Genomic DNA, 21,054 nt, shown 5'->3' with positions numbered 1-21,054 from the left:
TACTGTCGAGCCTTGCGGCTACGGCGGGCGGCGGTGTCACGGCAGGAACCTAGGAACTGCGAATCGGGAATGATCCTTAAAAACGATAATTGCGCTGCTTTCACAACTTCCGAAAACAGGATGCCGATATGCGCTCACGCCCGCGCGCGTCAATACTCCACTAATAATAGGCCTTTGTGCACTACAGCATGGGCAGGCTGCGCGGCTTTGCACCGCGCGGAAACGCCGCATCGAGCGCCGCAATCTCGTCTTTCGTCAGCACGAGATCACCGGCCGCTGCATTTTCGCCGGCATGTTCCGCAGAGGACGCCTTCGGGATCGCGAACACCGTAGTTGCACGGGTGAGGAAGCTCAGCGCGACCTGGCGCGGCGTCGCGCGACGCGCCTCCGCTATGCCCGCCAACACGGCGCCGCCCTTGCTGTTGCTCGCTGGGAAATCGTCGTGGCCGAACGGCGAATAGGCGACCACAGCGACGCCATGCTGTTCGCACCACGGGATCACCGCGTGCTCGATCGCGCGTTCCTTCAGATGATAGAGCACCTGATTGCAGGCGATCTTGCCTTCGCCGGCAATTTCGAGGATCTCGTCGAGATCGTCGGCGTCGAAATTGGAGACGCCCCAGGATTTGATCTTGCCGGTCTTCACCAGTTCCTCGAACGCGGCGACGGTGTCCTCCAGCGGATACGAGCCACGCCAGTGCAGGAGATAGCAATCGAGCCAATCAGTCTTCAGCCGCTTCAGCGAGCGCTCACAGGCGGTGATGGTTCCGCCGCGCGAGGCGTTGCTTGGCAGCACCTTTGAGACCAGGAACACCTCGTCGCGCCGGCCCGTGATCGCATCGGCAATGACGAGCTCGGCATCGCCATACATCTCGGCGGTGTCGATGTGGGTCATGCCGAGATCGAGCCCGCGCTGGAGCGCCGTGATCGCGCGCTTGCGATCGCCATGATCGAGATACCAGGTGCCCTGCCCGATCACGGAGACGGCGGCGCCGGTTTTGCCGAAAGGTTTTGTGTTCATGTCTGCTCCGATACCGCTCTTTCGCTCAGGCAACCGCCGTCATGCTCAAGAGTTCAATCCGCTGATATCAGCGACCAGCACGCTGCCGGTCCCGGACTCCGTGATATAGAGCCGATCTTTCTTTGCGCCACCGATTGCGACGTTGGTGCAATTCGGCCCCGCGCACGATTTGATCCGCGCGATCAATTCGCCATTCGGCGCGAACACGAAGACATGGCCAAGCGAAGCGTGCCCGACGAATAGGCGGCCCTTGGCATCCATGGTCATGCCGTCGGGGCCGCTGGTGCCGAACAGCGAGCAGAAGCGGCCGACCTTGGACACGCTGCCGTCCTTCATGAACGGCAACCGCCACACCGCGTTGTCGCGCGTCATCGCGACGAACAGCACCGTTTCGGTCGGATCGAGCACCAGGCCATTCGGGCTGATGCCGGTGTCGATCAGGCAATCGAGCCGGCCGCTTTGTGTCAGGCGATAGACGCGGCCGCTGGGGTCATGCAGGCCGGTCTGGCCCTGGTCGGTGAAATAGATGTCGCCGTTGGAGGCGAGATGCAGATCGTTGCAGCCGCGAAACGATTCCGAATTGCGTGCAGTCAGGACAGGCTTGATGCGGCCGGCCTTGGCGTCGAACTCCATGATGCCGTGCCTATAGTCGGCAACCATGATGCGGCCGTCGGCCGCGATCTTCAATCCGTTCGGCCAGCCCTCATATTCGATCGCGACCGACCATTCGCCATCGGGCGCGATGCGGAAGATGCGGCCGAAGGGAATGTCGACGATGTAGAGATTGCCATCCTTGTCGAACGACGGTCCTTCGATGAAGGAGTCCGTCGGCACACCCGGCCGGTTGGCATCGGCCCAATCCGTCCGCTCGCCTTTGCGGCGGAACCTGTCGGGCATTGCGGAGAACAGCTTGGTTTCGATCAGGCGCGGCGGCGTTTCCAGGTACATCATTGTTATTTTTGTCGTTGTTGATGGGAGATCGCGGCAACATAAGGCACAATCGAGGGCGCGTCGATTGGGCGGAGGGCATGGCGGCGTACCTAGCCATACCGCTCTCGTGTCCCGGACGCGCTGCAAAGCCCCCTGCGTTGCTGCGCAGAGCCGGGACCCAGAAAGGCCCACACAAACCTCCGCGCGATGGGCCCCGGCTCTGCAGCGCATCACTTCGTGCTGCGCAGCGTCCGGGGCACGAGACCGTCTCTTGGTCTGGAGAGACCCCTACCCCGCCGCGCTCGCGACCTTGGCCTGCTTCGCAGGCGCAACCTCCGTCGTCGCAATCAGCCGCTTCAGCTCGGGGATGCAGGAGCCGCAATTGGTGCCGGCCTTGAGCTTTGCGCCGATCTCGGCGGCCGTGCGCGCGCCGGCAGCGATGCTGTCGCAGATGGTGCCGCGTCCGATGCCGAAGCAGGCGCAGACGACAGGGCCGGTCGAGGCGGCACCTTCGTTGGACTTGCCGGAGAGCAGCATGCGGCGCTGCTCGTCGGTGACGTGGTCGGCCACGAACAGGCTCTTCACCACCTCCCAATCCCCGGCGTCATGCGCGGGGCCGACGAACAGGCAGGTTTCGATGCGGTCGCCCGCAAACGACGCCGCGCGATAGACGCCGCCGCCGAAGTCACGATAGTCGGCGACATCCTCGCCGGCAACGCCACCGAGCCAGGCCGGCCAGCGCGACAGATCCGCATTGTCGGCGAAGAGATAGCCAAAGCCGCCGCCGACCTTGACGCGGGTCCACATCAGGTTCGACGGTAGATCGAGCTGTTTGCGCGACAACGCAAAGCCGCGGAACACGTATTCATAGGGCGCGATCGCCGCCGGCGTCGCCTTCGATTCCGGCTGCCCCGAGAACGGATCGGTGAACGGTGCGACCAGCGCACCGACACGACCGTGGGAGGCGTTCATCGCACTCCAGTGGATCGGCGCGAACAGCGTGCCGCGCTGCTGCCGCTCGCTGACGACGACCTTGAGGGTGCACTGACCGTAGTCGGTGGTGACGCGGGCATAGCCGTCTTGGACGATGCCGTATCTGCCGGCGTCATCGGGATGAATCTCGACGAACGGCTCCGGCAGATGCGCGCCGAGCCGCTGGCTGAGACCCGTACGCGTCATGGTGTGCCACTGATCGCGAATGCGCCCGGTGTTGAGGCGCAGCGGCCGCGACGGCCCGGTCTCGCCACGCAGCGCCGGCACCTCCGGCGCGACGAAGCGGCCCTTGCCGTCATTGGTGAAGAAGCCACCCTTGGCGAAGAAGCGTTCCCCGGGCGCCTCGCCTTCGCGCGCGGGCCACTGCACCGGCTTCAAGGCGTCAAAGGCCTCGTCCGACAGCGACGTCAGCGCGCCGATGTCGAAATCGCGGCTGCCGTCGTTCTCGAACGTCGAGAGCGCGGCGTGCTCGCGGAAGATATCGGCCGCCGATTTGTAGTTGAAGCTGTCGCCGAAGCCGAGTCGCCTTGCGGTCTCGCTCAGGATCCACCAGTCCGGTCGCGCCTCACCCGGGGCCGGCAGGAACGAGCGCTGGCGCGAGATGCGGCGCTCGGAATTGGTCACGGTGCCCGACTTCTCGCCCCAGGCGAGCGCCGGCAGCAGCACGTGCGGGCCGGCATCGACCGTGTCGTTGGAGAGCACGTTCTCGGAAACCACGAACAATTCGAGCTTCTTCAGCGCCTCGCGCACGAAGTCCGCGTCGGGCAGCGACACCGCCGGATTGGTGCCCATCACCCACAACGCCTTGACCTCGCCGCGGTTGATGGCGTCGAACAGCTGTACCGCCTTCAACCCCTCATGGGTGGCGATGCGCGGCGCCTTCCAGAACCGCCGCACGCGGTCGATATCCGGCGGCGTGAAGTTCATATGCGCGGCGAGCTGGTTGGCGAGGCCGCCGACCTCGCGGCCGCCCATCGCGTTGGGCTGGCCGGTGAGCGAGAACGGCGAAGTGCCGGGCTTGCCGATGCGTCCCGTGGCGAGATGGCAATTCAGGATCGCGTTGACCTTGTCGGTGCCCTGCGCCGACTGGTTGACACCCTGCGAATAGAGCGTGACGACCCGCTCGGTGTCGCGGAACATCTTGAAGAAGGCAGCCACGTCTTGCTCGGTGAGACCGGTGGCAAGCGCGGTCGCCGTGACGCTGCCGGCGATGCTGCGCGCGCGCGCCAGTGCGTCGTCAAAGCCCGACGTGTTTTGCGCGATGTAGTCCTGATCGAGCGCACCATTATCGGCGAGATGAACGAACAGTCCGGAGAACAGTGCCGTGTCGGTGCCTGGCTTGAGGCCGAGGAACAGGTCGACGTCGGTCGCGGTATCGGTGCGGCGCGGATCGATCACGATCATGCGGGCGCCGCGCTCCTGCCGGTTTTTCACCATGCGCTGGAACAGCACGGGATGGCACCAGGCGGCATTCGAGCCGACGAAGACGAGCAGATCGGCCTGGTCGAGATCCTCATAGCAGCCGGGCACGGTGTCGGCGCCGAAGGCACGGCGGTGACCGGCGACCGAGGACGACATGCAGAGCCGCGAATTGGTATCGACATTGGCGGTGCCGACAAAGCCCTTCATCAGCTTGTTGGCGACGTAATAGTCCTCAGTCAGCAGTTGGCCCGAGAGATAGAACGCGACCGCGTCGGCGCCGTCGCGGGCGACGATGTGCTGCATGCGGTGGGCGACGTGGTCGAGCGCATCGCTCCAGGCGACGCGTTCCAGCAGGCCCTTGCAGCGGATCATCGGATAGAGCAGCCGGCTTTCCAGCCCGACGGTCTCGCCGAGCGCCGAGCCCTTCGAGCACAGCTGGCCGAAATTGGCGGGATGATCGGGATCGCCCGCGATCGCCGCGCCGCCCCCGCCGTCTGGCGTCGCCAGCACGCCGCAGCCGACGCCGCAATAAGGGCAGGTCGTCTTGGTGGCGCGGAGCGTGGGATCAATCGCCGTCATATCAGGCTGCTTTCGAGGGTCGCGCGAGCGCGCGGCCGAACACCATGTCGGTGCGGATCGCCGCCACCTTTTCGCTGTTGCGGATCAGTTCGAGATACCAGAGCGCATCGACGGTATCGCCGATCAGCACGGCGCCGGTGAGCCGGCCGTCGGCGATGACGAGCTTCTTGTAGGTGCCGCGCCTGCGATCGGTGAGCACGAGGCTCTCGCTGCCCTCCCCGCCCATGAAGTCGCCGGCGGAGAACACGCTGACGCCTGAGACCTTCAGATTGGTCGAGACCACGCTACCCTGATAGGCCGCAGGCCGGCCGGCGAGATGTCGCGCCAGCACGCGCGCCTGATCATAGGCAGGCTCGACGAGGCCGTAGCAGGTGCCGCGATGCTCGGCGCATTCGCCGAGCGCGTAGATATCGGGCGACGCCGTCTGCATCTCGTCGTTGACGACGATGCCGCGGTTGACCGCGATGCCGGCGTCCTTGGCGAGCGCAATGTTGGGCCTGATGCCGGCGGCGAAGATCACGGCATCTGCCTCGATGCGGCTGCCATCGGCAAGCTCGACCCCTTCGACCTGGCCCTCGCCATGGATACGGACCGTGGAGGCATTGAGCAGGATGCGAATGCCCTTGCGCTCGACCAGCGTCTTGAGCAGGTCCGCAGCGGGCGCATCGAGCTGGCGCTCCATCAGCCGGTCCATCAGATGCAGCAGCGTCACAGGCGCTCCGGCCTTGGCGAGGCCGTAGGCCGCTTCGAGTCCGAGCAGACCGCCGCCGACCACGACGACGCGCTTCTTCGCCGCTGCCAGCGTCAGCAGCAGATCGACGTCGCGGGTGTCGCGGAAGGTGTGCACGCCCGCGAGATCGGCGCCCGGCACGTTGAGCCGCAGCGGCGTCGAGCCGATGGCAAGCACGAGCTTGGAATATTCCATGCTCTCTTCGCCTTCGATCTTGAGCTCGCGTCGGCCGGTGTCGATCTCGATGACGCGATAGCCGTAACGCACCGTGACGCCGCGATTGCGCCACCAATCGGCGGGACGAAGCTCGATCTCGTGTGAGCCGGTCTCGCCCGCCAGCACGGAGGAAAGCAGAACGCGGTTGTAGGCGAGCCGTGGTTCATCGCCGATAACGGCAACCGCGTAGCGGCCGAGTGCGGTCTTGGCGAGCTCGTCGACCAGACGCGCGGCCGCCATACCGTTACCGACGATGACGAGTGGCTCACTCACAAGGCGTCTCCTATTCGGCGGCCTGCGCCTGGGCGCCATAGGCCTCGGAAATCATGTAGCCGGACAGCACGCCATAGGCGTCAGTCCAGGCGGTAGCGAGTTCGGGCGTCCAGGCCTCGCCGAGCCCCTTCTCCAGGGTCCACAGCAAGGTCGCGCCGACTACGGGATAGTGCTCGGCCTTGGCACCATAGGCGACGTGACGCTTCGCCAGCGCTGAGGCCGCGGGAAGAATGGAATCCAGGTTTGACAGGCCTCCGACGACGGCAGCGAGCATGCCCATCAGCTTCTTGCGCTGCTCGGTCATATCCTCGGGAAACATCGCGCGCACGGATGGTGCGACCTCGAACAGGCGATCGTAGAACAGCACCGCGGCCTGCGCGGAAATCGGCGCGACCTTGGCAAAGCTCTGCTGGACGAGGGCGATCTGTTCTGGCGTCATGATGTTCTCCTGCCTGTTGGGTTTGCCTTGGTGCGCGCCGTTGCGAACCAGGTTCATGATCAAACTGTCGGGCAATGCTTCTCCCCGCGTACGGAGAGAAGCGAAATTCGTACCAAGTGTTACACGCGCGCCCCGGCAAGGCTTGACACGCCTTCACCCTGCGGGCTGCGACGCAGATAGAACCACCAGGTCAGCGCGAGGCAGGAGGCGTAGAAACCGAGATAGATCGCGAGCGCGAGCTGCGGTCCTCCCGTCAGCGCGATCGACTTGCCGAAGCCGGTCGGGATCAGATAGCCGCCGACGGCGCCGACCGCGCCGATGAAGCCGACCGCCGCACCGCTCTCGATGCTCGCCGTCTTCAAGGCGACCGCGCGCTCCGCATCGCCCTTGCCGCGCACCCTGAACAGATTCTGCTCGCGGAAGATCGAGGGAATCATGCGGTAGGTCGAACCGTTGCCGATGCCCGTCGTCACGAACAGGACCAGGAACATCGACAGGAAGCCGATAAAGTCCTTCTGCCCGACGAAGTAGAGCACGCCGACCGTGGCGCCTGCCATCACGATGAAATTCCAGAACGTGATGACCGACCCACCGATCTTGTCGGCAAGCCAGCCGCCGAGCGGCCGCGACAACGAGCCGACCAGCGGCCCCAGGAATGCGATCGCAATCGTGACTTGCGGAAATTGCGTCTTGATCAGCAGCGGAAACGCAGCCGAGTAGCCGATGAACGAGCCGAACGTGCCGATATAGAGATACGCCATGATCCAGGTGTGCTTGCGCTTGACCACCGCGAGCTGGTTCCTGATCGACGACTTGGCCGTGGTCAGATTGTTCATGAAGAACACCGCGCCGAACACCGCGATCGCGATCGGCAGCACCCACATCAGGCCGGCGTTTTGCAGGAAGACACCGTCGACGGGGGTTGCCTGGAACAGGTTGATGACGGCGAGCGTCATCAGGATCGGGGTCAACAGCTGCACGCTGGAGACGCCGATATTGCCGCCGGCCGCATTCAGGCCCAGCGCCCATCCCTTCATCCGGTCGGGAAAGAAGAAGGAGATGTTGGTCATGCTGGACGCGAAATTGCCGCCGCCGAGGCCGGCGGTCGAGGCAATCAGCAGCATCAGCCAGAACGGCGTATCGGGCTGGCCCACGAAATAGGCGAGCGAGAGCGTCGGAATGAACAGGATCGCAGCACTGAAGATGGTCCAGTTGCGACCGCCGAAGGTCGTCACCGCGAAGGTGTAGGGAAAGCGCATCAACGCGCCGATCAGCCCGGGCACTGCGACGAGCTGGAACAGCTGGTCGGTGGTGTAGTGGAAGCCCGCCTGCGGCAATTTGGTGGTGACGATGCTCCAGATCAGCCAGACCGAGAAGCCGATATGCTCGGCCACGATCGACCAGACCAGGTTGCGTCGCGCGATAGTCTTGCCAGTCGCATTCCAGAACGCCTCATCTTCGGGGCGCCATTCGGAAATCCACTTCGGATCCTTCGTCATTACATTGTCCCTTCCAGGCTCTCCGCTGCGTCGTTGCAGGCTCTGCCTCCGGCCACGGAGGCGCGCTCCGAGGCTTCACCCCGGTGGCGAGTTGCGATGCTGATTGATGATGTTGAGGGACGGCGTCGTTGGCGTCGCGGTTGGTGTTTCAATTTCCGTGCCAACTGCGCGCATTCCGGAAACGCAGGAAATTCAGGAGCTTGTTCGTATTGCTCCAAATTTTTGCAGGACTATTTCGCACGCAAATTTTGCGATTCGCTCAATCCCTGTGCGGCGCACAAGTATTGAGCTTGATGATTCAAAATTAGGCGTTGCGTTAGCACCTGTTGGTGACGCGTTTACGCGGCTTCGACGAAGCGATGACGCTCATAGAGGAATTCGAGCACGCGCTGCCGGCACTTCAGATAAGCGGCGTTGGTCGCGAGTTCGAGACGCTTGCGTGGACGCGCCAGCGGCACCTCCAGCACCTCGCCGATGCGCGCGCTCGGCCCGTTCGTCATCATGACGATGCGGTCGGACAACAGCACGGCCTCGTCGACGTCGTGTGTGATCATCAAGATGGTGTTGCCGAGCTTCTGATGCAGCGCCATCACCGAGTCCTGCAGATGCGCGCGGGTCAGCGCGTCGAGCGCGCCGAACGGCTCGTCGAGCAGCAGCACCTTGGGCTCCATCGCAAGCGCGCGGGCAATGCCGACGCGCTGCTTCATGCCGCCGGAGATTTCCGAGGGCCGCTTGTCCTTGGCATGGGCCATCTGCACGAGGTTGAGATTGTGCATGACCCATGCGTCGCGTTCGGCGCGCTTCTTGGTCTTGGCGAAGACCTTGTCGACGCCGAGCCTGACGTTCTCGTACACCGTCAGCCACGGCAGCAGGCTGTGGTTCTGGAACACCACTGCGCGATCCGGACCCGGCGAGTTCACCTCGCGGTTCTCCAGCAGTACGCCGCCGGTGGTGGCGGTGGTCAATCCTGCGATGATATTGAGCAGGGTCGACTTGCCGCAACCGGAATGGCCGATGATCGAGACGTATTCGCCCTTCTCGATCGTCAGGTTGATTTCCTTCAACACCTCGGTCGTGGCCGCGCCGCGGGTGAAGACCTTGTCGATGTGGTCGAGCTTCAGATAGGCGGTCATGTGCTTTCCCCTTCAGTTTGGCGCGGTGCCGCGGGTGACGATCTTGCCGACGCCCGCAATCAGGCGGTCGAGCACGAAGCCGATGATGCCGACATAGAACAGCGCCAGGATGATCTCGCTGATATGCGAGGAATTCCACGCGTCCCAGATGAAGAAGCCGATGCCGACACCGCCGATCAGCATTTCCGCGGCCACGATCGCGAGCCAGGACAAGCCGATGCCGATGCGAAGCCCCGTGAAGATGTAGGGCGCGGCGGCCGGGATCATGATCTTGGCGAAGAACTCGAGCGGATTGAGCTGCACCACCGCGGCGACGTTGCGGTAGTCCTGCGGGATGTTGCGGACGCCGACCGCGGTGTTGATGATGATCGGCCAGATCGAGGTGATGAAGATGACGAAGATCGCGGAGGGCTGGCCGTCGCGGAACGCCGCGAGCGACAGCGGCAACCAGGCCAGCGGCGGAATCGTGCGCAAGACCTGAAACAACGGATCGAGCCCGCGCATGGCCCAGACCGACTGGCCGACCAGGACGCCGAGCGCAATGCCCGCGATGGCGGACAGCGAATAGCCGAGCGCGACGCGCTGGAGACTGGCTGAGAGATGCCAGAACAGACCCTTGTCGATGCCGCCGTGATCGAAGAACGGATCGAGGATCAGTTCCTTGGTGTCCTTGAAGACTTTCGACGGCGGCGGCAGCGCCGAGCCGGCGCGGCGGCAGACCAGCTCCCATACCAGCATCAGCAGTGCGACCACGACGAGCGGCGGGATCACGCGCACGGCGGTCTCCCGCGCCATCCGCGCGTAGGTCTCGCCGCGCGGCGGCCGCTTCGGTGTCATCGCGACGACCGGCGCGGCGGTACCCGTCGGGGTCGCGGTCTCAATGTCCATCTTCGTGGCAGGCATGTTCATCGCTATCTCTCCGGCTCCGGATCTCGGCTTTCCAAGACGATGCGGCCGCCTCACGGCAGCCGCAGGCTCCATCAGACTTCGACGCGCTTGATCGCGAGCGACTTCAGATAGGCGGCCGGATTTTCGGGGTCGAACACCTTGCCGTCGAAGAAGGTTTCCTTGCCGCGCGAGGTGGAGGCCGGGACATCGGCAGTAGCGACGCCCAGCGTCTTGGCCGCATCGCGCCACATGTCCTCGCGGTTGACCTTGGCAATGAGCGCCTTGGTGTCGAAATTCGCCTCGTACTTGCCCCAGCGGATGTCTTCGGTGAGGAACCAGAGATCATGGCTCTGGAACGGATAGGAGGCCTGGTCCTTCCAGAAGCGCATCTGCTGCGGCGAATTGTCGACGATGCGACCGGTGCCGTAGTCGAACTTGCCTTTCATGCGATCGGTGATGTCCTCAACCGGGCAGTTGATCCACTGGCGCTTGGCGCAGATCACTGCGGCTTCCTCTCGGTTCTCAGCCTTCTCCGACCATTGCTGGGCTTCCATCACCGCCATCAGCAGCGCCTTCGCCGCCTTCGGGTATTTGTCGACCCAGGCCGCGCGCATGCCGAACGACTTTTCGGGATGCTTGTCCCATAGCTCGCCGGTGGTGATCGCGGTGTAGCCGATCTCCTGGTGGATCAGCTGGAGGTTCCAGGGCTCACAGACGCAGAAGCAGTCCATGGTGCCGACCTTCATATTGGCCACCATCTGAGGCGGCGGCACCACGATGGTCTCGATGTCCTTGTCGGGATCGATCCCGCCGGCAGCGAGCCAGTAGCGGATCCAGAGATCATGGGTGCCGCCGGGAAAGGTCATCGCGGCCTTCACGGACTTTCCTGAGGTCTTCTTCTTCTCCAGCGCGGTCTTGAAGGGCGCGGTGTCGATGCCGACCTTGAGGTCCGCATATTCCTTGGCGACCGAGATGCACTGACCGTTCAGGTTCAGGCGCGCCAGAATGTACATCGGCGTGGGCTGGTTGTTCTGCGTCACCTTGCCGGCCGAGATCAGATACGGCATCGGGGTCAAGATGTGCGCGCCGTCGATGCCATTGCCTTCGGAGCCGAGCACGAGATTGTCACGCGTGGTGCCCCAGGAGGCCTGCTTCTGGACCTCGACATCGGGCATGCCGTATTTGGCGAAGATGCCCTTCTCCTTCGCGACGAACAGCGGGGTCGCGTCGGTGAGGGCGATGAAGCCGAGCTTGGCGCCCTTGACCTCGGGGCCGGCGTCCTGCGCGAAAGCGCCGGCGGGGAAATTCAGCTTGGCAGCGGCGAGGAGTGCGGCGGTCGAGCCGGAAGCCTTCAACAATTGACGGCGGTTCAGGCCGATCGTTTCCGAGGGCCGGCGGGTGCGCTTGGTCATTGGCGGTGTCGTCCTTTGCGTCGTTGCAGAATGATTGCGTCAGTGCACGCGAGCAGCCCGTCCATCCGTGACCCCAAAAAAGGCCCATGCGAACGCGCGACAGGGAAACCCCGCCTGGTGGCGTCAGAAATCGGATGAGAAGTCTCGCGGGACGGCTTCAATGGCGTCGGCTGGGAACTATTCAAGCTTCGTGCCAAGCCCAAAGCAGCGAAAAGCGACGCCAGTTCATAATGTTATGTGCAGCGCGCCAGTCTGTCGCAGGCTCAGTCCGCACGTGAAATTTGCGACCTGCTCAATCCTTGTGCGGCGCACAAATACTATGCAGCGGCTCAAGCATAAGGCCATAGAGTGCGTCGAAATCTAAACCACGGCGATGATATCTAATTGATATCGCTAATTCTTTTCAAGTCTCAGGCCCCGGCATGCAAATTGCTTCTTCCATCACGTCAACGAAGACTGCGGCTTTGCCGCATGGTTGCAGCCTCTGGCGGCCGCAACGAGGAAGCTCAACTGCTTCGCGGCCCTTCCCGGCTCGGTCGTCGTGACGCGATTCCCAAGGCTTCCGAAACCATTCCAAGCCCTCGTGCGCGGCAGGCAGCCCGCACGGCCAATGACGTTCAATCGCTCTCGCAGGAGGGCGCGATCTCTCTTACGAAGCAAAAGGAACCATCGATGTCGTATCTCGCGCCTTCGGAATTCGTCACCAAGATGGTGGATGCGGGCGAGTCCAAGATATTCATGTCCACCCGGGATACCATCATCCGCGCTTATATGGCCGGCGCCATCCTCACGCTCGGCGCATGGTTCGCCATCACGATCAACGTCAACACCGGCCAGCCACTGGTCGGCGCGATGCTGTTTCCGGTCGGCTTCATCATGCTGTACCTGCTCGGCTTCGATCTGCTCACCGGCGTGTTCGTGCTCTCACCGCTCGCCCTGATCGACAAGCGTCCCGGCGTCACGCTTGGCGGCGTGCTGCGCAACTGGGGCCTCGTCTTCGTCGGCAACTTCGGCGGCGCCCTCACCGTCGCCTTCATGATGGCCTTCGTCACGACGTTCGGTTTCACGCAAGAGCCCGACAAGGTCGGCGCGGCCATCGGAAATATCGGCGAAGGCCGAACGCTCGGCTACGCCGCGCATGGCGCCGCCGGCATGGCAACCCTGTTCATGCGCGGCATGCTCTGCAACTGGATGGTCTCGACCGGCGTCGTCGGCTCCATGATCTCGACCTCGGTCCCCGGCAAGGTCATCGCGATGTGGATGCCCATCATGCTGTTCTTCTACATGGTGTTCGAGCATTCCGTCGTGAACATGTTCCTGTTTCCTTCGGGCCTGATGCTGCACGCGAAGTTCTCGATCATGGACTATCTGATCTGGAACGAGATCCCGACCGTGCTCGGCAATCTCGTCGGCGGCCTCGCCTTCACCGGCATGACCCTCTACACCACGCACGTCATGACCAAACCGAAGCGGCAGGCCGGCAAGGCCGCGCCGACCCGCGTTGCGGCCTGATCGAAAACGTCTCGACAGGGGAGCCTCGTCCGACCAGGGTGAGGCTCCCCTTTGCCGGTGATGACAATGACCCGCGGACTTCAGATCTCGGTCGGCCAGCATTCCGACAAGGGTCGCAAGCCCATCAACCAGGATTTTCACGGCGTCCTCGTTCCGGACGAGCCGATGCTCAGCCTGAAGGGCATTGCGGCCGTCCTCGCCGACGGCATCTCCAGCAGCACGGTGAGCCAGATCGCCAGCGAGTCGGCGGTCAAGAGCTTCCTGATGGACTATTACTGCACGTCGGAATCCTGGACGGTGAAGACCTCAGCCCGCCGCGTGCTGGATGCCACCAATTCCTGGCTGCACGCGCAGACGCGCAAGAGCCAATATGCCTATGACCGCGACAAGGGCTATGTCTGCACCCTGAGCGCCATGGTCATCAAGGCGACCACCGCTCACATCTTCCATGTCGGCGACTGTCGCGTCTATCGCGTCGCCGGCAAGGCGCTCGAGCAGCTGACCGACGATCACCGGATCATCGTGTCGTCGGAGCAAACCTATCTCGGCCGCGCGCTCGGCATCAATCCGCAGCTCGAGATCGACTACCAGAGTTTCGAAATCGAGACTGGCGACACTTTCCTGCTGGCGACCGACGGCGCCTATGAATTCGTCGACGCGCGTTTCATCACGAGCGCGCTCAGCGAGCATGCAGCCGGGCTCGACGAGGCGGCGAAAGCGATCGTCGAGGAAGCCTACCGGCGCGGCAGCGACGACAACATCACGGTCCAGATCCTCCGCATCGATGCGGTGCCGCAGCGCGAGCCAGCCGGCATCTTCAACCAGACCTCCCAACTGCCGCTTCCCCCGCTGCCGGAGCCGCGGGCAATCTTCGACGGCTACAGGATCGTCCGCGAAATCCACGGCAGCAGCCGCAGTCACATCTACCTTGCCGTCGACGCAGTAACCGAAGAGCCAGTCGCGCTGAAGCTTCCGTCGATCGATTTGCGCGACAATGCCGCCTATTTGAAGCGCTTCCTGATGGAGGAGTGGATCGCGCGCCGGATCGACAGCCCGCACGTGCTGAAGCCGTTGTCGCAGTCGAAACGGCGCAGCTATCTCTACGTTGCCACCGAATTCGTCGAAGGTCAGACCTTGCGGCAATGGATGACGGACAATCCACGCCCCGATCTCGAAACCGTCCGCGGACTGGTCGAGCAAATCGCCGCGGGCCTGCGCGCCTTCCACCGCATGGAAATGCTGCATCAGGACCTCAGGCCCGACAACATCCTGATCGACAAGACCGGGACCGCGAAGATCATCGACTTTGGATCAGTCAGGGTGGCAGGCGTCGCGGAGGCCGCGCCGCAGGACGAGGCCGACGAAATTCTGGGAACGGTCCAGTACACGGCGCCGGAATATTTTCTTGGGCAAGGCGGCTCGTCGCGCTCCGACATGTTTTCGCTGGCCGTGATCTGCTACCAGATGCTGACGGGAAAGCTTCCCTATGGCACCCAAATCGCCAGTATCCGGCGCAAGGCGGACGTGCGGAGGCTCAAATATCGCCCGGCCAACGACGACAGCAACGTGCCTGCGTGGGTCGACGGCGCGCTCAGACGTGCGCTCCATCCGGATCCCTACAAGCGGCACGAGGATCTGTCCGAATTCGTCTTCGAGCTTCGCTCGCCCAATCCGGCCTATCTCGACACGCGGATCACGCCTTTGCTGGAGCGCAGCCCGCTGATGTTCTGGAAATTGACCACGGCGGCGCTCGCCTGCGTCGTCGTGGTCCTGCTTGCGATGTTGCACGCGCGCTGATCAAGGGTGTAGCCAGGCACGTTGTCGCGATGGGACGTGCCCGTGCCGTCAGGCAAAGGCCGCGATCTCGGAGACAAGGTCGCGATAGGAGCGCAGGGGACGCCCCAACAGCGCGGTCAGCCGCTCGACGTCGCCGGCCTCTGGGACCATTCCCTCGGTGAGGAAACGCTCGCTCATCAGCCGCATGTCGTAGGCCATCCAGCTCGGCATGAACTGCCGGAGATTCTTCTCGAAGCCGGCGGTATCGTCACCGGGATAGGCGATCGTGCGACCCAGCACCTCCGACCAGACGGCGGCGGCTTTCGCGCCGGTCAGCGTTTCGGGACCGACCAGATTGATGCGGTCGAGCGCAAGCGGCGCTGCGGCTCGCTCACGACGGATGAGCTCGACGGCCGCGATCTCGCCGATGTCGCGCGCATCGATCATGGCGAGCCCCCTGCTCCCGATGGGCATCGGATAGATGCCGTATCCGGTCACCACGTCCTTGATCGTGAGATCATTATTCATGAAGTAGGCGGGGCGCAGGATGGTGGCGTTGAAGCCCATCTGCTCGATCATCCGCTCGACGCCGAACTTGCCGGCAAAGTGCGGGACATTCACGTAGCGATCGCTGTGGATCACCGAGAGGTAGACCACGCGCTCGACGCCGGCCTCGCGGGCCACGTTGAGCGCGATCAGCGCCTGCGTGAATTCATCGGCGAGCACTGCGTTGAGCAAGAACAGGGTCGAGACGCCCTTGAACGCGCTGCGCAGCGAGTCGACGTCGAGCAGGTCGCCCTGCACGACCGTGACGCCTGCCGGCAGGTTTGCCTTTGCAGGATCGCGAGCGAGAGCGCGGATATCAGCGCCGCGCTTGACGAGCTGTTCGACGACATTGCGGCCGATGGTGCCGGTTGCGCCGGTAACGAGGATGGTCATGGGGATCACTCCGGTTGGGTCAGAAGACACCCGGGAAATTAGTGATCCACATTCGGACCGACAGTCGCTATATTTGAACAGACTGTCTCACTGGTGGAACGATGGACCTGCTCGCACTCGCCGATTTCAATCTCGTCGCCCGGCACGGCGGGTTCGGACGCGCCGCACGGGCCGCCGGACGTCCGAAAGCCACCCTCTCCCGCCGGGTCGCGGAGCTGGAAGCCGCGCTCGACCTGCGCCTGTTCGAGCGCGGCGCGCGCGCCGTGAAACTCACCCAGGAAGGACGCGCCCTTTACAAGCGGACGGGGGCATTGCTCACCGAGCTCGACGAGACGGCGGCAGCGATCGCTTCGGGCGGGGACAGCCCGCGAGGCAGGATGCGGATCAGCGCGCCTTTGCTGTTCTCTCAGACTGCGATGGGGAAACTCGCGGCCGGGTTCGCGCTCAGATATCCTCAGGTCCGTCTTGAGGTCTCGACGGAAGATCGCTCCGTCGACATGGTGGAGGAGGGGTATGATCTGGTGATCCGGGTCAATCCCGATCCAGATGACAGCCTTGTCGGACGAATCTTCCTGCGCGATCGGCTGGTCGTCGTGGCGAGCCCGGACCTGAAACGACCGAGGGACGGTATCGCTGTGCCGGCTGTCATGCGCGGACCGGGCGACCAGCTGACAACCTGGGAAGTGACGGTGCCAAGCGGAAGATCGCGCATCGCGGTTGATCCAGTCCTTCGGCTGTCATCGCTCGTCATGGTCCGCGATGCAGTCCGGGCGGGCGTCGGCGCCGCACGCCTTCCGGTGTCACTGGTCAGTCACGATCTGGCTGCAGGCACGCTGGTGCATTGGGGCGACATCGACGGACCAGAGATCGCGTTGTGGACGCTCTATCCATCGCGTCGGCTCCTAAGCGCGCGCGTATCCGCCTTCCTCGACTTTATGAAGGAAGCCTTCCCCATGGGGACGCCTGACGAGCTGGCGGCCTTTATCGGGAGATGAGGGGGGCGGGCGCGCGCGGCTCGCGCCTGACCGTCAGGCCGGCTCCTCCGCCTTCGTCCCCAGCGGCTTCGGCGCCATGCCGCCGCCCGGCTTGAGGTGGAATTCGTAGCTCATTAAGTGCCACTGCCCGTTCGCCTTGGTGCCGTCGGGCATCGCCGGATCGTTGCGCGGCTCGACCTTGGCGACGAGATCGTCCTTGACCCCGAACACCACGTCGGAATCCAGATATTTGTCGCCGTCCATGAAGACATGGGTGATCAGCGGCTCGTAGCCCTTGGCATTCACCAGGAAATGCACGTGCGCGGGCCGCATCGGGTGGCGGTTGGTCTGCATGATCATCTCGCCGACCGGACCATCAGTCGGGATCGGGTAGCTGCACGGCAAGATGGTGCGGAAGAAGAAGCGGCCGTCGCCATCTGTGATGAAGCGCGCCCGCGCGGAGGCGCCGACCTCGTCATAGTTCGGCTTCTGTGAATCGTAGAAGCCGTCATCATCGGCATGCCAGACATCGACGGGGACATTCGCGAGCGGCTTGCCGTTGAGATCGGTGACGCGGCTCTGCACGAACATCCGTTCGCCGGTTTGATTGTTCGGAGAGATGTCGGTGCCGTGCGCCGTCACCTTGTGCTCGCCGACATAGAACGGCCCGAGCACGGTGGTCTGGGTGGCGCCCTCGCGCTCGCGGTGGTTGACTGCGTCGACCAGCATGGAGACGCCGAGCACGTCGGACAGGAGGATGAATTCCTGGCGGGTATCCGTGCATTTCTGGCCGGTGCGGGTCAGGAAATCGATGGCGTATTCCCATTCCTCGAAGGTGAGGCCGGTCTTGCTCACGTAATCGTGCAGCGACTTCACCAGTTCCTGGAGCAGGAATTTCGCGCGCGGGTCGGGTGTCTGGTCAAAGCTCCGGAAGACGGCTTCGGTGAGTTCGGTCTCGTTGAACTGGGTCATGGTGCGTTTGCCTGCGATTTTCTCGTGGGCCCATGGGGATCTTTGCGGCTCCCTGGAGGCGTTCCAAGGTGGAGACTACACCAGTCGGCCGGGCGGCGTTAAGTGCAACGCGCTTGGAATGGGGCTGCCATTTCGGCTATCAACCTTCCCAGAAAAACTGCCCGGAGGAACTGATGCTCGCCCCTACCCCCGCCTCGCCCGAATCCGTCGGTATGTCCAAGGTAGCGCTTGACCGCGTCGATGCGCATCTGAAGAGCCGCTACATCGATGCCGGCCGCTTCCCGGGCACGCATCTCCTGGTCTATCGGCGCGGCAAGATTGCGCATAGTTCGGTTCAGGGTTTTGCCGACGTCGAGCACAAGCTGCCGGTCAAGGACGACACCATCTACCGCATCTATTCCATGACCAAGCCGCTCACCAGCGTCGCCTTTATGATGCTGGTTGAGCAGGGCCTCGTTGCGATCGACGAGCCCGTCGCCAAGTACATTCCGGAGTGGAAGGATCTCGGCGTGTTCGTCGCCGGCAACGCGCCGGCCTTCCTGACCCGGCCGCCGTCGCGGCCGATGCTGATCGTCGACCTCCTGCGCCACACCGCCGGCCTCACCTACGGCTTCCAGCAGCGCTCCAACGTCGACGCCGCCTACCGCACTGAAAAGATCGGCGAGGTCGAGAAATCAGGCACGCTCCAGACCATGATCGAGAGCCTCGCTAAAATCCCGCTGGAGTTCTCGCCGGGCGATGCCTGGAACTACTCGGTCGCGACCGACGTGCTCGGCTACCTCGTCGGCAAGATCTCCGGGATTCCCTTCGAGCAGTTCCTGAAACAACGCATCTTCGATCCACTCGGCATGACCGATACTGATTTCCACGTGCCGGCTTCCAAGTCCCACCGGTTCGCCGCCTGTTACTCGGCCGACCCGGGTGGCGGCATGACCTTTCATGCCGGTCAGCGGCGCGAGGGCCTGACGCTCCAGGACGATCCGGCGACGAGCTCGTTCCTCGTCCCGCCCTCCTTCATTTCCGGCGGCGGCGGCCTCTGCTCGACAGTCGCCGACTATCTCACCTTCTGCCGCGCGTTGCTCAATGGCGGCGAGCTCGGTGGCGTCAGGCTGATCGGGCCGAAGACGCTGGCGTTGATGACGAGCAATCACATTCCGGGCGGCCGTTCGCTGCCCGAAGTGTCGCGCTCCCTGTTCTCCGAAGCTGCGTATAACGGCATCGGCTTCGGCCTTGGCTTCGCCGTGACCATGCGGCCGGCCGAGACGCTGATCGCCGGCAGCCCCGGCGAGTACAATTGGGGCGGCGCGGCCACCACCTCGTTCTGGATCGACCCGGCCGAGGAGCTGATTGCGATCTTCATGACGCAAGTGCTGCCGTCGAGTGCCTATCCGATCCGGCGCGAGCTGCGCAGCATGGTCTACGCCGCGATCACCGAGAGCAATCTCTAGGCCAACAGGGATCACGCCCCGCTCATTTCAACATCTCCGGCACGATCAGACGCGGCAGGAACAGCGACACGCTTGGCCAGACGATGACTGCCGCCAGGACGAGCAGCATCGGAATCAGCATGATCACCGTGTCCTTCAGCGCATAACGCAGCCGCACGCCGGCGATCGAACAGGCGATCATCAGACATAAACCATAGGGTGGCGTCACCAGCCCGAAGGCGAGCGATATAATGGAAATAATCGCGAACTGGACCGGATGGAGGTCTACGGACCTGGCGAGCGGCTCCAGCACAGTACCGACGATGATGATCGCCGGAATGGCGTCGAGAAAACAGCCCACCACCAGAAAGCAGAACGCGATGAAGAAGCCGGCCCCGATCGCACCCATGCCCCAGGTCGAGACGTTGGCCAGCAGTTCCTGCGGGATCCTGTAATAAGCCAACAGCCAGCCGAACGCGCTCGCGGTGCCCACGCAGAAGAGCGCGACGCCGGCCAGGCGCCCGGTGTCGAGCAACGCCCTGTAGAGTTCGCGCGCGCCGGTTTCACGGTAAAAGAATGTCGACAGCGCTACGGAATAAAGCACCGCGACGGAGGCGGATTCGGTCGCGGTGAACCACCCCAGCAGGATGCCGCCGACAATGATGAACGGCGTCATCAGCGCCGGTATCGAGCGCCAGATGGCGCAGCACATCTCCCTCCAGGTGTCCTTCGGATAAGTCGGATAGCCGCGGCGCACGGCATAGACATGCACTGTCGCCATCTGCGCGCCGGCGATCAGCAATCCCGGCACGATCCCCGCCAGGTACATCGCGGCGATCGAGGTTGAGATCAGCCCGCCCCACACGATCATCAGGATCGAGGGCGGGATGATGACGGCGAGCACGGCCGAGACCGCGGTGATGGCGATGGAGAACGAGAGGTCGTAACCCTCCTTGGTCTGGGCATCGATGAAGATCTTGGACTGGCTCGCCGCGTCCGCGGTGGAGGAGCCGGAGATGCCGGCAAAGAACACCGACAGCACGACGTTGATCTGCGCCAGCGACCCCGGCCAGTGTCCGACCATCGAGCGCGACAGCGCGACCAGCCGGTCGGTGATGCCGCCGATGCTCATCAGATTGGCGGTGAGCAGGAAGAACGGCACCGCCAGCAGGATGAACGAATTGTAGGCGTTGAAGGTTTCCTGCGCGAGCGTCATCAGCGACAGATGCGGCTCGATCAGCAGGATCGGCACGCAGGCAAGCCCAAGCGCGAAGGCGACCGGCACGCGTATGATGAGCAGGCCAACGAAAGCACCGAACAGGATCATTGCGGCCTGTCCGGCAGAAAGAACATTGCCGCTCATCGATTTGCCCCAACCAGAATCCGCATCTCGTCGACAATCTGTTCACCGGCGAACACGATCCAGGTCACGCCGGCAATCGGCCAGGCGACGTGGATCAGCCAAAGCGGCAGATCGGCCAGCTCCGAAGTTCTGTTCCAGGCAAAGCGGGTGAACTCGATGCCGGCGGATACGAACACCAGCGCCAGCGCCAGCACGCCGAGCCGCGCGAGAATCCGCACCATGGCTTCGCTTCGGCGTGACAGATCAGGCCAGACATCGACTTCAAAATGCTGCGACTCTCTTATGCCGACCATGGCGCCGATCATGATCGTCCAGATGAACATGAACCGCGCCATCTCCTCAGTCCAGATGTAGGACGGAATCAAAGGCGTGTAGCGCGAGATGATCTGCAACGTGACCGGAATGACCAGAATGCCGACCGAGGCGGCGAGCAGGATTTCCAGCAATTTTGCATAGGCCGCCGTCGCTCGGCGCCATAGCGACGGGTTCGGTGGCATCGATATTTCAGTCATCAAGACTCCGGGGATCACAATCACGCAACGGGGCAAGTCGTCTG

17 protein-coding genes are annotated in these 21,054 nt (G+C 63.5%); 4 read left to right on the top strand and 13 right to left on the bottom strand.

The window, feature by feature from the left end:
* Positions 1 to 181: 181 nt before the first annotated feature.
* The 9 genes from IVB27_RS03155 to IVB27_RS03115 all read right to left on the bottom strand — a co-directional run bounded on the left by IVB27_RS03155 (position 182) and on the right by IVB27_RS03115 (position 11,535).
* On the bottom strand, positions 182 to 1,021 hold the full coding sequence (locus IVB27_RS03155; RefSeq protein ID WP_247441326.1) for an aldo/keto reductase: 840 nt from the start codon (positions 1,019 to 1,021) through the stop codon (positions 182 to 184).
* A gap of 45 nt (positions 1,022 to 1,066) precedes the next feature.
* Complete coding sequence (locus IVB27_RS03150) at positions 1,067 to 1,969, bottom strand: SMP-30/gluconolactonase/LRE family protein (protein WP_247441506.1); 903 nt, start codon at positions 1,967 to 1,969, stop codon at positions 1,067 to 1,069.
* A 270-nt stretch (positions 1,970 to 2,239) separates the two neighbouring features.
* Positions 2,240 to 4,945 (bottom strand): nitrate reductase, encoded by a 2,706-nt coding sequence (locus IVB27_RS03145; RefSeq protein ID WP_247441324.1) that lies wholly within the window; start codon positions 4,943 to 4,945, stop codon positions 2,240 to 2,242.
* 1 nt (position 4,946) lies between these two features.
* Positions 4,947 to 6,164 carry an NAD(P)/FAD-dependent oxidoreductase gene (locus IVB27_RS03140; RefSeq protein ID WP_247441322.1) on the bottom strand — a complete coding sequence of 406 codons (1,218 nt, stop codon included), beginning with the start codon at positions 6,162 to 6,164 and terminating at the stop codon, positions 4,947 to 4,949.
* A 10-nt stretch (positions 6,165 to 6,174) separates the two neighbouring features.
* Positions 6,175 to 6,603: a globin family protein gene (locus IVB27_RS03135; RefSeq protein WP_247441320.1), complete on the bottom strand. Its 429-nt coding sequence runs from the start codon at positions 6,601 to 6,603 to the stop codon at positions 6,175 to 6,177.
* Between the two features lie 119 nt (positions 6,604 to 6,722).
* Positions 6,723 to 8,102 carry an MFS transporter gene (locus IVB27_RS03130; protein ID WP_247441316.1) on the bottom strand — a complete coding sequence of 460 codons (1,380 nt, stop codon included), beginning with the start codon at positions 8,100 to 8,102 and terminating at the stop codon, positions 6,723 to 6,725.
* 338 nt (positions 8,103 to 8,440) lie between these two features.
* On the bottom strand, positions 8,441 to 9,235 hold the full coding sequence (locus IVB27_RS03125; RefSeq protein ID WP_247441314.1) for an ABC transporter ATP-binding protein: 795 nt from the start codon (positions 9,233 to 9,235) through the stop codon (positions 8,441 to 8,443).
* 12 nt (positions 9,236 to 9,247) lie between these two features.
* The gene (ntrB, locus tag IVB27_RS03120) at positions 9,248 to 10,144 is read right to left on the bottom strand and encodes a nitrate ABC transporter permease (RefSeq protein WP_247441312.1); all 897 of its coding nucleotides are present in this window, start codon (positions 10,142 to 10,144) and stop codon (positions 9,248 to 9,250) included.
* A 71-nt stretch (positions 10,145 to 10,215) separates the two neighbouring features.
* Positions 10,216 to 11,535: a CmpA/NrtA family ABC transporter substrate-binding protein gene (locus IVB27_RS03115; protein ID WP_247441310.1), complete on the bottom strand. Its 1,320-nt coding sequence runs from the start codon at positions 11,533 to 11,535 to the stop codon at positions 10,216 to 10,218.
* 672 nt (positions 11,536 to 12,207) lie between these two features.
* Between IVB27_RS03115 and IVB27_RS03110 the strand changes: the two genes are divergently transcribed.
* The gene (locus IVB27_RS03110) at positions 12,208 to 13,047 is read left to right on the top strand and encodes a formate/nitrite transporter family protein (RefSeq protein ID WP_247441308.1); all 840 of its coding nucleotides are present in this window, start codon (positions 12,208 to 12,210) and stop codon (positions 13,045 to 13,047) included.
* Between the two features lie 60 nt (positions 13,048 to 13,107).
* Positions 13,108 to 14,844: a bifunctional protein-serine/threonine kinase/phosphatase gene (locus tag IVB27_RS03105; RefSeq protein WP_247342682.1), complete on the top strand. Its 1,737-nt coding sequence runs from the start codon at positions 13,108 to 13,110 to the stop codon at positions 14,842 to 14,844.
* A 48-nt stretch (positions 14,845 to 14,892) separates the two neighbouring features.
* Here the strand turns inward: IVB27_RS03105 and IVB27_RS03100 are convergent, their stop codons facing one another.
* The gene (locus IVB27_RS03100; RefSeq protein ID WP_247342680.1) at positions 14,893 to 15,762 is read right to left on the bottom strand and encodes an SDR family oxidoreductase; all 870 of its coding nucleotides are present in this window, start codon (positions 15,760 to 15,762) and stop codon (positions 14,893 to 14,895) included.
* Positions 15,763 to 15,863: 101 nt separating this feature from the next.
* On the opposite strand from IVB27_RS03100, the gene IVB27_RS03095 reads away from it, so the two are divergent.
* Positions 15,864 to 16,757 carry a LysR family transcriptional regulator gene (locus IVB27_RS03095; protein ID WP_247441307.1) on the top strand — a complete coding sequence of 298 codons (894 nt, stop codon included), beginning with the start codon at positions 15,864 to 15,866 and terminating at the stop codon, positions 16,755 to 16,757.
* A gap of 33 nt (positions 16,758 to 16,790) precedes the next feature.
* Here the strand turns inward: IVB27_RS03095 and IVB27_RS03090 are convergent, their stop codons facing one another.
* On the bottom strand, positions 16,791 to 17,708 hold the full coding sequence (locus IVB27_RS03090; protein WP_247441305.1) for an intradiol ring-cleavage dioxygenase: 918 nt from the start codon (positions 17,706 to 17,708) through the stop codon (positions 16,791 to 16,793).
* Between the two features lie 173 nt (positions 17,709 to 17,881).
* Between IVB27_RS03090 and IVB27_RS03085 the strand changes: the two genes are divergently transcribed.
* Positions 17,882 to 19,156 (top strand): serine hydrolase domain-containing protein, encoded by a 1,275-nt coding sequence (locus IVB27_RS03085; protein WP_247441303.1) that lies wholly within the window; start codon positions 17,882 to 17,884, stop codon positions 19,154 to 19,156.
* Positions 19,157 to 19,178: 22 nt separating this feature from the next.
* On the opposite strand, the gene IVB27_RS03080 is transcribed toward IVB27_RS03085, so the two are convergent.
* Positions 19,179 to 20,498 (bottom strand): TRAP transporter large permease, encoded by a 1,320-nt coding sequence (locus IVB27_RS03080; protein ID WP_247441301.1) that lies wholly within the window; start codon positions 20,496 to 20,498, stop codon positions 19,179 to 19,181.
* A complete protein-coding gene (locus IVB27_RS03075; protein WP_247441299.1) occupies positions 20,495 to 21,010 on the bottom strand; it encodes a TRAP transporter small permease in 516 nt (171 codons plus the stop codon). Before IVB27_RS03075 ends, IVB27_RS03080 begins: the two co-directional genes overlap by 4 nt.
* Positions 21,011 to 21,054: the final 44 nt, after the last annotated feature.

Origin of the sequence: Bradyrhizobium sp. 197, from assembly GCF_023073375.1 — a bacterium.
In the GTDB taxonomy this organism is placed as follows: Bacteria; Pseudomonadota; Alphaproteobacteria; order Rhizobiales; family Xanthobacteraceae; genus Bradyrhizobium.
Note: the sequence above shows the minus strand (reverse complement) of the source record. Positions and strands in the feature narration are given on the sequence as shown.